General features: G+C 61.5%; 12 protein-coding genes. 4 read left to right on the top strand and 8 right to left on the bottom strand.

Features of this window, described 5'->3' with window-relative positions:
• Positions 1-11: 11 nt before the first annotated feature.
• Positions 12-227, bottom strand: a complete 216-nt coding sequence (locus Q8K08_RS19550; RefSeq protein WP_304797487.1) for a twin-arginine translocase TatA/TatE family subunit — start codon at positions 225-227, stop codon at positions 12-14.
• A 162-nt stretch (positions 228-389) separates the two neighbouring features.
• On the opposite strand from Q8K08_RS19550, the gene Q8K08_RS19545 reads away from it, so the two are divergent.
• Positions 390-1,067, top strand: a complete 678-nt coding sequence (locus Q8K08_RS19545) for a YafY family protein (protein ID WP_304797485.1) — start codon at positions 390-392, stop codon at positions 1,065-1,067.
• Between the two features lie 4 nt (positions 1,068-1,071).
• On the opposite strand, the gene Q8K08_RS19540 is transcribed toward Q8K08_RS19545, so the two are convergent.
• Positions 1,072-2,154 (bottom strand): ABC transporter ATP-binding protein, encoded by a 1,083-nt coding sequence (locus Q8K08_RS19540; RefSeq protein WP_305251419.1) that lies wholly within the window; start codon positions 2,152-2,154, stop codon positions 1,072-1,074.
• A gap of 220 nt (positions 2,155-2,374) precedes the next feature.
• Complete coding sequence (locus tag Q8K08_RS19535) at positions 2,375-3,154, bottom strand: SDR family oxidoreductase (protein ID WP_304804866.1); 780 nt, start codon at positions 3,152-3,154, stop codon at positions 2,375-2,377.
• Between the two features lie 133 nt (positions 3,155-3,287).
• Here Q8K08_RS19535 and Q8K08_RS19530 point away from each other — a divergent pair, with 133 nt between their 5' ends.
• Positions 3,288-4,307, top strand: coding sequence for a Hint domain-containing protein (locus Q8K08_RS19530; protein ID WP_305251417.1), 1,020 nt, complete (start codon positions 3,288-3,290; stop codon positions 4,305-4,307).
• Positions 4,308-4,357: 50 nt separating this feature from the next.
• Positions 4,358-5,956 (top strand): peptide chain release factor 3, encoded by a 1,599-nt coding sequence (locus Q8K08_RS19525; protein WP_305251415.1) that lies wholly within the window; start codon positions 4,358-4,360, stop codon positions 5,954-5,956.
• Between the two features lie 19 nt (positions 5,957-5,975).
• Here the strand turns inward: Q8K08_RS19525 and Q8K08_RS19520 are convergent, their stop codons facing one another.
• On the bottom strand, positions 5,976-6,815 hold the full coding sequence (locus Q8K08_RS19520; protein WP_305251413.1) for a transglutaminase family protein: 840 nt from the start codon (positions 6,813-6,815) through the stop codon (positions 5,976-5,978).
• A 267-nt stretch (positions 6,816-7,082) separates the two neighbouring features.
• On the opposite strand from Q8K08_RS19520, the gene Q8K08_RS19515 reads away from it, so the two are divergent.
• Entirely contained in the window at positions 7,083-8,702 is a 1,620-nt protein-coding gene (locus Q8K08_RS19515) for a DEAD/DEAH box helicase (RefSeq protein WP_305251411.1), read from the top strand.
• Between the two features lie 92 nt (positions 8,703-8,794).
• On the opposite strand, the gene Q8K08_RS19510 is transcribed toward Q8K08_RS19515, so the two are convergent.
• The 4 genes from Q8K08_RS19510 to nuoN form a co-directional block, all read right to left on the bottom strand.
• Entirely contained in the window at positions 8,795-10,471 is a 1,677-nt protein-coding gene (locus Q8K08_RS19510) for a ribonuclease J (RefSeq protein WP_305251409.1), read from the bottom strand.
• Positions 10,468-11,241, bottom strand: coding sequence for a type III pantothenate kinase (locus tag Q8K08_RS19505; protein WP_304800791.1), 774 nt, complete (start codon positions 11,239-11,241; stop codon positions 10,468-10,470). The genes Q8K08_RS19510 and Q8K08_RS19505 overlap by 4 nt, the downstream gene beginning before the upstream one ends.
• Positions 11,242-11,345: 104 nt before the next feature.
• Complete coding sequence (locus Q8K08_RS19500; protein WP_305251407.1) at positions 11,346-12,101, bottom strand: biotin--[acetyl-CoA-carboxylase] ligase; 756 nt, start codon at positions 12,099-12,101, stop codon at positions 11,346-11,348.
• Positions 12,091-13,527 carry an NADH-quinone oxidoreductase subunit NuoN gene (gene nuoN, locus Q8K08_RS19495; protein WP_305251404.1) on the bottom strand — a complete coding sequence of 479 codons (1,437 nt, stop codon included), beginning with the start codon at positions 13,525-13,527 and terminating at the stop codon, positions 12,091-12,093. Before nuoN ends, Q8K08_RS19500 begins: the two co-directional genes overlap by 11 nt.
• Between the last annotated feature and the right edge of the window lies 1 nt (position 13,528).

Raw genomic sequence — 13,528 nt, 5'->3', positions numbered from 1 at the left:
GAAAAATCAGGTCAGACCTTGTCTTTTTCCGCTTCGGGCGTCACGTCACGCGCAGGCGTATTCGATGCGTTTTCAATTTCTTCCGAGCCGTCCTTCACACCCTTTTTAAACGCGGTGATGCCTTTGCCCACCTCGCCCATCAGGGATGAGATCTTGCCACGTCCAAACAGGACCAACACCACCACCGCGATAAGTAGAAGGCCGGGAAGGCCAATATTGTTAAGCATGTGAAATCCTCCTGCTGATCAGAACGGGGTGTTGCCCGTCCGTGCTATAGTCCATGTATCGCCCTCACACCGATGTTCCTAGCCATATTCATCCCGACAGACAGGGCGTTGCCACCAGATACCTGACAGCTATATGTCAGTTGCCCCCTACCGGAACCCGCCATGCGCCGCACCGACCGCCTGTTCGACTTGATCCAGATCCTGCGCGACGGGCGGTTGCACCGTGCCGGAGAGATGGCAACCCGTCTGGGCGTGTCGGTGCGCACGATCTGGCGCGACATGGCCACGCTGATGGCATCTGGCCTGCCGGTCGAGGGAGAGCGCGGCGTAGGCTATATCCTGCGCGCGCCGATCACCCTGCCGCCGATGATCCTGACCGGAGCCGAGCTCGATGCTCTGCGCGCGGGCGTGCGTCTGGTGGCAGCGGGGCCGGATCAGACCCTTGCCCGTGCAGCCCGCATTCTGGCCACCAAGATTGCAAGCGTAACCCCGGCCCCGCCCGAGGCGGATGCAGATGATCTGTTCGTCTTCACCGGCAAGGAAACCAACCGGGCCACCGCGCATGTGCCTTTGCTGCGCCGCGCCATCAAGGCCCGGCAGCGGTTGACGCTGACCTATATCGATCCCGAGGGGCGCGAGACCCACCGCGACATCCGCCCGCTTGCGCTGGATCTGACAGGCAGGATCTGGACACTTGGCGCATGGTGCGAACAGCGCAGTGGCTTTCGCAGCTTCCGCGTAGATAGGATCATGGCAATGGATGAAACCGGCGAGACCTACCCCAATGAACGCGGCAAAACGCTGGCCGATTACCGCGCGCTGATGTCGGGTGAGGGCTGAACGGCTAGCGCGCCGGAAAGACAAAACAGCGATCGCGCCGGATCATCAGCCACAGCACGGTGCCGACCTTGGGCAAGAACACCCCCGGCACACTCGCCATCAGGGTTGATCCATCAAACGCCATGCGAAACTCGACCAGACTTTCGCGCCCCAAATACCGCGACCGGATCACAGAACCACTGGCCGGCGTGCCTTCTTGCGGCGTCGGATTAGGGCCGCGCCCGGCGCGGTCAAAGTCGATCTTCAGATGCTGGGGCCGGATCACGATGTCCACCGCCGCGCCGTCCTGCTGGCCCGGTGTCAGAAACGCCCCAAAGGGGGTCTCAGTCAACGCGCCACGCGACACGCCACGGATCACGTTGATATCACTGAAAAATGCAGCTGCCGCCTTGTCGACAGGGGTATTATAGACGTTATAGGGCGCGCCACTTTGCACAATGCGCCCGCCCCGCATCAACGCAATTTCATCGGCCATCCGCATCGCCTCATCCGGCTCATGAGTGACCAGCACAACAGCGGTGCCCTCGGACTTCAGAATATCCAGCGTGGTGTCGCGGATGCCATCGCGCAAGCGGTTGTCCAGACCTGAAAACGGCTCATCCATCAGCATGACACGCGGCCGCGGGGCCAAGGCCCGTGCCAAAGCCACGCGCTGCTGCTCGCCCCCCGACAATTGATGTGGATGCTTTGCACCAAAGCCGCTCAGTGTGACCCGCTCCAGCAGTTCATCCACCCGCCGCATCCGCGCCGCCCGGTCGCCCTTTAACCCAAAAGCGACATTGTCGGTCACCGTCAGATGCGGGAACAACGCGAAATCCTGAAACATCAACCCGACCGAGCGGTGTTCGGGCGGCAGATGCCGCCCCGGCCCCGACACCTCTGCGCCGTCAATCACAATGCGGCCCGCGTCAGGCCGGTCGACCCCGGCAATCATCCGCAGCGTGGTGGATTTCCCGCAGCCCGATGGTCCCAGCAAACAGGTCACCTGACCCGCCGCCACCTCAAGGCAGACATCATCCACAACCACCCGGCCCGCAAAGGACCGGCTCAGATGATCCACAATCAGGCGGGGCTGTGGCACTTGCATCGGTTTCCCAGTGTTTTCGTCAACTTGCCCTAACAGCCCATCCGCCCCAGAGCAAGACCCGCCCCTGCCGCATTTTCTGTTCTCAAATATCCCCGCCGGAGGCCCGCCGAGAAGACGCGCCAACGGCGCGCGACGAGACAAAAACCGCGCGCGCGCAGCGCGCTCAATAAGATCAGTCCGGGCAGATCAGTCCGGGCAGATCAGTCCGGGTACGTGCTACTCAGATCGTGGCATTGGTGGCACCACCGTCCAGCAAGATATTCTGCCCGACGATAAACCCCGCGTGAACTGAACACAAAAACGCACAGGCCGCGCCAAATTCGGCCGCCGTGCCATAGCGCCGCGCAGGGATGGTGGCGGCGCGCCGCGCGCGGGCCTCGGCCTCGTCAATCCCTTCGGCCTTCATCACGCCTGCGTCCAGGGCTGCGGCACGGTCGGTGTCGTGGATGCCCGGCAACAGATTGTTGATCGTCACCCCATGCGGCGCCACCTGCCGCGCTGTGCCCGCGACATAGCCGGTAAGACCCGTGCGCGCGGCATTCGACAGGCCCAGTTGCGCAATCGGTGCCTTGACCGACTGGCTGGTGATATTGATCACCCGGCCCCAGCCCGCGTCAATCATGCCAGGCAAAAGCGCGGTCATCAGGGCAATCGGTGTCAGCATATTGGCATCCAGTGCACGGATGAAATCATCGCGCGCCCAGTCGCTCCACACCCCCGGAGGTGGGCCACCTGCGTTGGTCACCAGTATATCGACCGCCCCTGCCGCCGCCAGCACCTGTGCCCGCCCGTCTTCGCTGGTGATATCGGCAGCAACCGTAGTGACCGTCACCCCGTAAGCCGCCCGGATCGCGGCTGCGGTCGCCTCCAGTGCATCGCCCCCGCGCGCATTCAGCACCAGATCGACTCCGGCCGCCGCCAAAGCCTCAGCGCAGCCCCGGCCAAGCCCTTTGGACCCGGCGCAGACCAACGCCCGTTTTCCCTTGATCCCCAGATCCATAGTCGCCCCCATACCTTCGGTGTTTCCCTGTGCGTAGCAGCCCAAGCCGCGTTGACGCAAGAGCGCCTTCGGGCTAAGGCAAACAGCGTGGTCTCTGGGGCGGCCATCAGCTTTCAGAACGGATAAACGCAGCATGACCCCTCCGCTTCCCGATCCGGCTACGCTTCCCGGCCACGCCTGTCAGGTGTTTCCGGCGCAAAGCATTTACGTCATTCACGGCGTCAACAGCGGCGATGGCCTGACCGGTCCGCATGAGGTATGCGAAGGAGATATTTACGCGCTGGAAGAGGGTGTGCAGGCGCTGCGGTTGATCCTGTCGCATGGACAGGACGGCCAACGGGTGGCCAGTGGCAGCCAGATCGGCAGCCCGGGTGATTCTGTTCGGCTAGAGGCGCGCTATACCCTGATGGCCCCCGATGGTGACAAGATCGACCTGCTTTTGATGCGGCTTGACGACGGGACCGGGCTGGCTTTGCCTCTGTCGCCGATGTCCGCATTGGCGGATTATACACTTGTCGCCATTGACGACACACCCGAAGCAGTGCGGCTGGCCGATCTGCTGTGTGTGTCCTTTGCGCGCGGCACCATGATCACCCTTGCCGATGGCCGCCAGCACCCGATTGAGGCCCTGCGCGCCGGTGACAAGGTTCTGACCCGCGATCATGGCCCGCAGCCTTTGCGCTGGCTGGGCAAGGCCACCTTGCGCGCCCAAGGCGTTTTTGCGCCCGTGGTCATCACCGCTGGCACGCTTGGCAACGCTGGCGATCTGATCGTCAGCCCGCATCACCGCATCTTTTTGTATCAGCGCCAGCGACGCGCGGGGCTGCAAACCTCGGAACTGCTGGTCCAGGCCAAGCACCTGGTCGATGATGAACGGGTATTCCAGCGGATCGGCGGCTTTGTCGATTATTTCTCTTTGGTGTTCGACCAACACGAGATCATCTATGCCGAGGGCGTGCCCGCCGAAAGCCTGATGGTGAATGATGCGACCCTGTCCCGCCTGCCTGCCGATATGGCACAGGATGTAAAAGCGCAGTTTCCCGGCCTGGCTCAGGTGCAACATTTCGGGACCGAGGCCAGCCGCCAGTTTCTGGACGAAGTGGGCCGTGAGGCGTTGTATTCGCCACCGCGTCGGGGCCCCGAGGAAAAGTAGCGCGCCGGGGGTGATGGACGCGCGTTTCGCTTTGCGATAAACGCGCCGATATGTTGACCAATCGCCCCCCGCTTCCGCCCGAAATCGCCCGCAGGCGCACATTCGCCATTATCGCTCACCCCGATGCAGGCAAAACCACGCTGACCGAAAAATTCCTGCTGTTTGGCGGTGCTATCCAGATGGCCGGACAGGTCCGCGCCAAGGGAGAGGCGCGGCGCACCCGGTCTGATTTCATCAAGATGGAGCAGGAACGCGGGATCTCGGTTTCCGCCTCGGCCATGTCGTTCGATTTCCGCGAATATCGCTTCAATCTTGTCGACACCCCCGGCCACTCGGATTTTTCCGAAGACACCTACCGCACGCTGACGGCGGTGGATGCGGCGGTGATGGTGATTGACGGCGCCAAGGGTGTGGAAAGCCAGACACGCAAGCTGTTCGAAGTCTGCCGCCTGCGCGATCTGCCGATCCTGACCTTTTGCAACAAGATGGATCGCGAGGCGCGCGATACGTTTGAGATCATCGACGAGATTCAGGAAAATCTGGCGATTGATGTGTCGCCCGCAAGCTGGCCCATCGGGTCGGGCCGCGATTTTCTGGGCTGCTATGACATTCTGAACGACCGGCTGGAACTGATGGACCGCGCTGACCGCAACCGGGTGGCCGAAACCATTCAGATCAATGGGTTGGACGACCCGAAGCTGGCCGAACACGTGCCAGCAGAGGCACTTGCCAAGCTGCGTGAAGAGTTGGAAATGGCGCGCGCATTGTTGCCCGCGCTTGACCGCGAGGCGCTGCTGAATGGGTCCATGACGCCGATCTGGTTCGGCTCAGCGATCAATTCGTTCGGGGTAAAGGAACTGATGGACGGCATCGGCAAATTCGGCCCCGAGCCGCAACCACAACCCACTGCCACCCGCAAGGTCGCGCCCGAAGAAACTGCCGTGACTGGCGTGGTGTTCAAGGTGCAGGCCAATATGGACCCGAAACACCGCGACCGCGTGGCCTTTGTGCGGCTTGCCTCTGGCCACTTTGCGCGCGGCATGAAGCTGACCCATGTGCGCAGCAAGAAACAGATGGCGATTGCCAACCCGGTGATGTTCCTCGCCGCCGACCGTGAACTGGCCGAGGAAGCCTGGGCCGGTGACATCATCGGCATTCCGAACCACGGCCAGTTGCGCATCGGTGACGCCCTGACCGAAGGCGAGGCTTTGCGCTTTACCGGTATCCCGTCCTTTGCGCCCGAATTGTTGCAAGGCGTGCGCGCTGGCGACCCGATGAAAGCCAAGCATCTGGAAAAGGCGCTGATGCAATTCGCCGAAGAAGGTGCCGCCAAGGTGTTCAAGCCAATGATCGGGTCCGGCTTTATTGTCGGCGTCGTCGGGGCCTTGCAGTTTGACGTGCTGGCCAGCCGGATTGAGGCGGAGTATGCCCTTCCCGTTCGGTTTGAGGGCAGCCAGTTCACCTCGGCCCGCTGGGTGCAGGGGCCAAAGGCCGAAGTGGAAAAGCTGATCAACATCAACAAGCAACACATCGCTACCGATCACGATGGCGACGTGGTGTTCCTGACGCGCCTGCAATGGGACATTGACCGGGTGTTGCGCGACTATCCCGAATTGCGGCTGACCGCGACCAAGGAAATGATGGTCTGACGAGGCCCTTGGCGCCGCGCTACTGCGCGGCGTCTTGCTGTGCCAGATCAGCTTCCGACACCTCATCCGTGATAACGGTGAAGGATTGCAACAGATGTGGCCCGAAAGACGTGATCATCGGCACATCGACTGCATCGCGCCCATACGCAATCACGATCCTCCCGATCCGCCGCATGTTGTTGCGCGGATCAAACGTGTGCCACGCCCCGCCCAGATACACCTCCATCCACGCTGCGTAATCCATCGGGTCGGCGGTGTAGGGGATGCCGAAATCCCCCAACTGGCCGTTCACATACCGCGCCGGTATGTTCATGCAGCGGCACAGGGTGATGGCGAGATGCGCGAAATCGCGGCACACTCCGCGCCCCTCTTGCCACGCATCAAAGGCGCTACGGGTGTTGCGCGCGTCCTGATAGTTGAACGTGATATGGCCATGCACATAGTCGCAGATCGCCTGCACCCTGCCCCAGCCCGGCGCGGTGTTGCCAAACAGATCCCAGGCAAGCTGGCTCATCCGGTCCACCTCGCAATAGCGCGACGACAACAGATACATCAGCGCCTCATCTGGCAGGTCTGATACGTCATGTTCGGGTGCATCGGGTGTGACCGGGTCCAGCAGACCACTGTCGCGCATATAACCAACCCCGTGAAGCCGGATGACCCCCGATGGCGCGTTGAACCGGCGGCAGATATTACCGAAGCTATCGGTATAAATCTCTTCTTCCACATCGGGAAAGCGGGTGTGAACCTCAGGGCACAGCATATCGCCCGCGCGCTCTGTCCGGGCGCTGACCATGGTCACAACAGGTGTCTCGCGCGCGCAGTATAATGTGAAGTCATAGCCGTAACGGATAAGCATAGAGAGCCCTTTCAATCGGCTAGGCGCTTCACGCGCGGAACAAGCGTAGCATAGGGGCGCAGCTGTCCCTAGGCGTGTGTGACGATTCAACGTGTTGGCAGGGTATTGGTTGCATCCGTTGCCTCAAAAACCGCCACATTGACCTGAGCCGCGTTTTAAGATAGGGCAATACACAGTCCCGCATACGGCGGGCTTGTTGCCGGGGCGCCGGATTGGATGCGTCCCTTTTCATGATTTGTGGGCCGATCCCACAACCAAAGGACGCTGATGCTTAAATTCTCTGACCTCGCGCTGGACCCGCGCGTTCTGCAAGCCGTTATTGATACCGGCTATGAAACCCCTACCCCCATTCAGGCACAGGCGATTCCCTTCGCTTTGGAAGGCCGCGATGTGTTGGGAATTGCCCAGACCGGCACCGGAAAAACCGCAAGCTTTACGCTGCCGATGATCACCCGGCTTGGCCGTGGTCGCGCCCGTGCGCGGATGCCGCGCAGCCTTGTGCTGTGCCCCACGCGCGAATTGGCTGCTCAGGTAGCGGAAAACTTTGACGCCTATGCCAAGCACACCAAGCTGACCAAGGCGCTGCTGATTGGCGGCGTGTCCTTTGGTGAACAAGACAAGCTGATCGACCGTGGCGTTGATGTGCTGATCGCAACGCCGGGCCGCCTGCTGGACCACTTTGAGCGTGGCAAACTGCTGCTTACCGGGGTGGAGATCATGGTGGTGGATGAAGCCGACCGGATGCTGGACATGGGCTTTATCCCCGATATCGAACGCATTTTCCAACTGACCCCGTTCACCCGCCAGACCCTGTTCTTCAGCGCAACCATGGCGCCTGAAATTGAGCGGATCACCAACACCTTCCTGACCAACCCGGCACGGGTTCAGGTTGAGCGGCAGAATTCTGCCTCGGCCACCATCGAACAGGCGCTGATCCAGTTCTCGCCATCGCGCAAAGATCGCAGCTTTACCGAAAAGCGCGCTGTCCTGCGCAGTCTTATCAAGAGCGAGGGTGAAGCCTGCACCAACGCGATCATTTTCTGCAACCGCAAGATGGATGTGGATGTGGTGGCCAAGTCGCTGAAAGCCCACGGCTTTAATGCGGCGCCTATCCATGGCGACCTGGAACAATCGCAGCGTATGAAAACGCTCGATGCGTTCCGTGACGGGTCGTTGCATTTGCTTGTGGCCTCTGACGTGGCCGCACGCGGACTGGACATTCCGGCGGTCAGCCATGTGTTCAACTTCGACGTGCCGTCGCACCCCGAAGATTACGTCCACCGCATTGGCCGAACCGGCCGCGCGGGGCGTCTGGGCAAGGCCTATACAATTGCGGTGCCGAACGACGACAAATACCTGTCGGCCATTGAATCGCTGGTCAAGCAACCGATCCCACGTGGCGTCCTGCCAGAGGGTGCGTTGACGGGGCTGGACGAATCCTCCTCCGACCGCCCGCGTGAAGCGCGTGGCGATGCGCGCGGCAAGACCCGTGACCGTGACCGCAACCGCAAACCCAAGCGCGATGAAACTGCGGCCCCCGCCAGCATGGTGCCGATTGAACAGCCCGAAGCGGTTGTGGCGCCTTTGGCAGAGGTGGCCGAAGCGCCCGCGCCGCGCCGCGAAGAACGTCGCGACGACCGCCGGACCGAACGTCGGGACGCTCCGCGCGATGATCGGCGCTCGGAACGTCGTGAAGATGCAGCTGCCCCGCCCCAACAGCGTGAGCGCCGCGATGATCGTCGGGGCGACCGTCGCGATGATCGCCGGGATCACGCGGTTGTCGGCATGGGCGACCATGTGCCAGATTTTATCCTGCGCAGCTTCAAGATTTCGGCCGTCACGCAAGATGATGTCGAAGATGAGCCTGCAACCGGCACTGACGGTTGATCTGCTTTTCATCCCACCAAATATCAAAGGCCCTGCAGCGATGCAGGGCCTTTTCTTCGGTCTGAAGGACCGGGGGCCTTTCAGCCCCCGCGTTATTCTGCCTGAAGCCGGCTGACCACAACGGTCACTTCCGGCTTTTTGCCAATTTCTTCCATCGCAACCTGCCGCACGATGCGGCGCAAAGCCTCGTCGAGTTTGGCGTCATCGCGCAAGACCTTAGCCCCGGCGCTTTCAAGATAGGCCGACAGATCGCCTTCCAGCGTCTCGGCCAGATTACGCTCTCCGCGGCCCACTTCGGGCAGGCCCGACAGTTCGACCCAAGCCTCGCCCAGCGGTTCGTCGGATTCGTCCAGAATGACAGTGACCATCGCATGACCGTTCAGCGCCATGCGAATACGGTCTCGCACCACACCGTCCAGCGCGCCGATCAGAACATTGCCATCCAGATACAGCCGTCCGGTTTCGATATACTCGACGACTTTCGGGGATTCGCCCGTCAGATCCATCATCATGCCATTGGTGACGATTTCGGCCGCGATCCCGGATTCGGTCGCGATCTTGGCATGTTCGCGCAGGTGGCGGTGTTCGCCGTGCATCGGGATCAGCATGTCGGGCAGCAACAGGCGGTGAACATGCTCCAGATCAGGGCGGTTGGCATGGCCCGACACATGGTAAAGCCCGCCGGAATCGTCCACCACATCAACGCCCATTTCGGAAAACGCGTTCATGATCTTGAGCACACCGCGTTCATTGCCCGGAATGACTTTGGATGAAAACAAGAAGGTGTCCCCGTCTTTCATCTGCAATCCCAGATACTTGCCCCGGCTAAGCTGCGCCGATGCCGCCCGGCGCTCGCCCTGTGATCCGGTCACCAGCAGCATCAGGTTGCCGCGCGGAATATCCAGCGCTTCTTCAGGGGACACAAGTCGCGGAAAGCCGGTCAGCACGCCGGTTTCTTCCGACGCCGACAACATCCGCCGCATCGACCGGCCCAACACGCAGATCGACCGATCCGACGCGCGCGCTGCCTCGGCCAGCGTTTTCAGACGGGCGACGTTTGAGCCGAAGGTGGTCGCCACCACCATCCCCCCGCACGAGGAAATCAGATCCTTGAGCGCGGGGCCAAGGGTGGATTCCGACCGGCCCGGATGGGTGGAAAACACGTTGGTTGAATCGCACATCAGCGCCTTGATCGGACGCTCATCGGCAATGGACTTGATCGCCACATCATCCCAAGGCTCGCCCACAACCGGGTTGGCGTCGATCTTGAAATCGGCGGAATGAAAGACCCGGCCCGCAGGCGTGTCGATCACCAAGGCGCTCGCCTCGGGGATCGAATGGCTGACCGGCACGAATTGCACCTCGAACGGCCCGGCCTTGATCACGGCAGGGCGCGGCTCAACCGTAGTAATTGTGTCCAGCGGCAGACCAACCTCGTCCAGCTTGAGCCGGCCAATGGTGGCGGTGAAACGGCGGGCATAGACGCGTGATTTCAGCTTGGGCCAAAGCAGTCCAAGCGCGCCGATATGGTCTTCGTGCGCATGGGTGATGAAGATACCATCAATCCGGTCGGCCCGTGCTTCCAGCCAAGAGATATCGGCCATGATCAGATCAACACCGGGGCTGCCATCCATATCGGGGAAGGTCACGCCCAGATCGACCACGATCAGCCGTTCGCGGCCCACGGGGCCATAGCCATAGACATAGCAGTTCATCCCGATCTCGCCCGCGCCTCCGAGGGGAAGATAGATCAGACGGTTCGCGCTCATGCAGTTTCCTTGTTGAAGTCGTGGATCAGGACGAGGCCATGCATGGTCAGATCGTCCTCGATCATGTGAAATAAGTCGGTGCCTTGGGCGAACAAGGAGGCAAGCCCCCCGGTCGCAATAACTTTGGTGGGACGGTCGCGTTCGCGGCGCACTTCGCGCACGATGCCCTCGACCAGCCCGATATACCCCCAATACACGCCTGATTGCATACAGGCCACCGTATTCGTGCCGATGGTTTTGACCGGTTTGGCGACATCAATATGCGGCAAGGCGGCGGCGGCCATGTGCAGCGCCTCAAGGCTGAGGTTGACGCCCGGGGCGATCACCCCGCCGACATAGGCGCCGTCTGTATCCACCACATCGAAGGTGGTGGCGGTGCCGAAATCAACCACGATCAGATCGCCGCCATGCCGATGATGCGCGCCCGCTGTGTTCACCAGCCGGTCCGGCCCCACGGTCGTGCCCTGATCTACACGCGGTGCCACCGGCAGGCGGCATTCCGGCTTACCCACGACCAAGGGGCGACAGTTGAAATAGCGATCACACAGCACCCGCAAATTAAACACCACGCGTGGCACCGTGCTGGAGATGATAGCCTCGGAGATGGTGGCTTTGGTGCCGGTCATGGTCATCAACGACGAGAGCCAGACGAAATATTCATCCGCCGTGCGCTTGTGATCCGTGGCGATGCGCCAGGTGGACATGAACCGCGTGCCATCCCAGATGGAAAACACGGTGTTGGTATTGCCGCAGTCAATGGCGAGAAGCATGAGGATGAATTCCGGGCGTTGGATCTGGTGGACCGGGCCGGACCGAGGGCTTCACACCCTCGGACCCCCGTGGAGTAGTTTCGCCAAGATGAAGGCGCGGGTGATCAAAAGAACACCTCGGCGGCGGGGATGGCAAGGGTTGTGTGGGGCGTGCGCAGGATCAGGTTCCCATCGGCGTCGATGCTTTCAAAGATGCCTTGTCGGTCATGTGTCCCCGTCCGGGCGCGGATCGGCTCTCCCAGACGGGCCGCGCGGCCCAACCATGCGGTGCGGATCGGGGCGAAACCCTGAGCGATAAAGACTGCTTCCCATCTGGCATAGGCCGGGGCGAGAAGGGCCAGGAAACCCTCGGGCGTGAGACGTTGACCGGACTCTGAGAGCACAGAGACGGGCGGCGTGGCACCCGGCTCGACCTGAGCGGCGTCTGGATGGCCAATCAGGTTCACGCCGATGCCAATCGCAAGGGTTTGGCTGCCCTGCCCTGCGGTCTGGCATTCCAGCAAAATACCCGCGACCTTGCCCCCCGACAAAAGCACATCATTGGGCCATTTGAGGGCGATGGCCTGCGGGCTGCCTGTTGCCACGCTCAGGGCATCATGCAGTGCAAGTGCTGCAACGAAGCTGCGCAGGGCGATGGTCTGCGGCGGCTCGGATGGCTGCATCACATGGGTTGCATAGAAGTTGCCACGAGGGCTGGCCCAGGGTCGCGCGCGGCGGCCCCGGCCTGCGGTCTGCTCGGCTGCCAGAATCCACGCAGGCCCCGGCAGATGCGGGGCCCGGCGAAAGGCTTCGGCATTGGTGCTGTCAACGAAAGGCAGGGCAACGCGCCCTACCCGGTCTGGCCATGTGCTATCGGACAAGAGCTTCGGCGGCGAGCGCCGCGACAGGTTCCAGCCCGAACAGGTTGACGATGCCCAGGACCATGATCACAGCCACGCCGATCATCATCACCCATTGCACGGGGGCCATGTTGCTGTCGGCGGGTTCGCCTTCTTTGCCAAAGTAGATGAAGAAGACGATGCGCAGATAATAGAACGCACCGATGACCGATGCGACAGCCCCCGCAATCGCAAGCCAGACCATCCCTGCATCCACCGCTGCCTTGAGCACATAAAACTTGCCGAAAAAGCCCAGCATTGGCGGCACGCCGGCAAGGCTGAACATGAGGACCAGCAAGGCAAGGGCCTTGAGCGGTTCTTTTTTCGAGAACATGTTGAGCGACTGGATGTCGGTGATCGGGCGGCCATCGCGTTCCATCGACAAGATGAACGCAAAGGTGCCCACGTTCATCGTGACGTAGATCGCCATATAGATCAGCATGGCCTGTACGCCCTGGGCTGTCCCAGAGGCAAGACCCACCAGTGCATAACCCATGTGGGCAATCGAGGAATAAGCCATCAGGCGCTTGATATCGCGCTGCCCGATCGCGGCAATCGCGCCAAGGAACATCGACACCACGGCAAGCGCTGCCAAAACCTGCGTCCATTCGGCAGGGATGCCGCCAAAGGCGTCATGCACCAGACGCGCGATCAGGGCCATCGCCGCAACCTTTGGCGCGGTGGCAAAAAATGCGGTGATCGGGGTGGGCGAGCCTTCATACACATCCGGCGTCCACATGTGGAAGGGCGCGGCCGAGACCTTGAACGACAGGGCCGCCAGCATGAACACCAGACCAATGGTCAGACCCACCGGCGTATCACCGCCCAGCGTGGACAGGATGCCCGCAAATTGCGTGGTGCCCGCATAGCCATAGGCGAGCGATGCGCCATAGAGGAACATGCCCGACGACAGCGCCCCCAGCAGGAAATACTTCAGCCCGGCTTCCGACGATTTGGTGCTGTCGCGGCGCATGGCGGCCACGACATAAAGCGACAAAGATTGCAGCTCCAGCCCCATATAAAGCGTCATCAGATCGCCTGCCGACACCATGACCATCATGCCGATCACGGCCAGCGTCACAAGGATCGGGAATTCAAACCGCAACAGGTCACGGCGCTGCATGTAATCTTGTGCCATCAGCATCACGCAGGCCGCGGACACAAGGATGATCACCTTGGCAAAGCGCGCAAACGGGTCGTCAGTGAACAGCCCGCCAAAAGCCATACGCTCGCCCGCGGCGCCAAAGCCGATGTAGAGCGCAAGCGCGAAGAACAGGCCAGAGGTGGCCCAGACCAGCGTGGCAGCGGTCTTGTCCTTGCCCCCGTATGCCCCGAACATCAGCGCCCCAAGCGCAAAGGTGGCCAGAATGAACTCTGGCAGGATGGTGTTGAAATCAGCTGCGGTCATG

Origin of the sequence: Pseudotabrizicola sp. (assembly GCF_030684215.1) — a bacterium.
In the GTDB taxonomy this organism is placed as follows: Bacteria; Pseudomonadota; Alphaproteobacteria; order Rhodobacterales; family Rhodobacteraceae; genus Pseudotabrizicola.
This window is presented reverse-complemented; position numbering and strand designations above follow the sequence as displayed.

Excerpts from the sequence above, each read along its gene's own strand:
- Q8K08_RS19550 (WP_304797487.1), bottom strand. The coding sequence starts at position 227 with ATGCTTAACAATATTGGCCTTCCCGGCCTTCTACTTATCGCGGTGGTG.
- Q8K08_RS19545 (WP_304797485.1), top strand. The coding sequence starts at position 390 with ATGCGCCGCACCGACCGCCTGTTCGACTTGATCCAGATCCTGCGCGAC.
- Q8K08_RS19540 (WP_305251419.1), bottom strand. The coding sequence starts at position 2,154 with ATGCAAGTGCCACAGCCCCGCCTGATTGTGGATCATCTGAGCCGGTCC.
- Q8K08_RS19535 (WP_304804866.1), bottom strand. The coding sequence starts at position 3,154 with ATGGATCTGGGGATCAAGGGAAAACGGGCGTTGGTCTGCGCCGGGTCC.
- Q8K08_RS19530 (WP_305251417.1), top strand. The coding sequence starts at position 3,288 with ATGACCCCTCCGCTTCCCGATCCGGCTACGCTTCCCGGCCACGCCTGT.
- Q8K08_RS19525 (WP_305251415.1), top strand. The coding sequence starts at position 4,358 with ATGTTGACCAATCGCCCCCCGCTTCCGCCCGAAATCGCCCGCAGGCGC.
- Q8K08_RS19520 (WP_305251413.1), bottom strand. The coding sequence starts at position 6,815 with ATGCTTATCCGTTACGGCTATGACTTCACATTATACTGCGCGCGCGAG.
- Q8K08_RS19515 (WP_305251411.1), top strand. The coding sequence starts at position 7,083 with ATGCTTAAATTCTCTGACCTCGCGCTGGACCCGCGCGTTCTGCAAGCC.
- Q8K08_RS19510 (WP_305251409.1), bottom strand. The coding sequence starts at position 10,471 with ATGAGCGCGAACCGTCTGATCTATCTTCCCCTCGGAGGCGCGGGCGAG.
- Q8K08_RS19505 (WP_304800791.1), bottom strand. The coding sequence starts at position 11,241 with ATGCTTCTCGCCATTGACTGCGGCAATACCAACACCGTGTTTTCCATC.
- nuoN (WP_305251404.1), bottom strand. The coding sequence starts at position 13,527 with ATGACCGCAGCTGATTTCAACACCATCCTGCCAGAGTTCATTCTGGCC.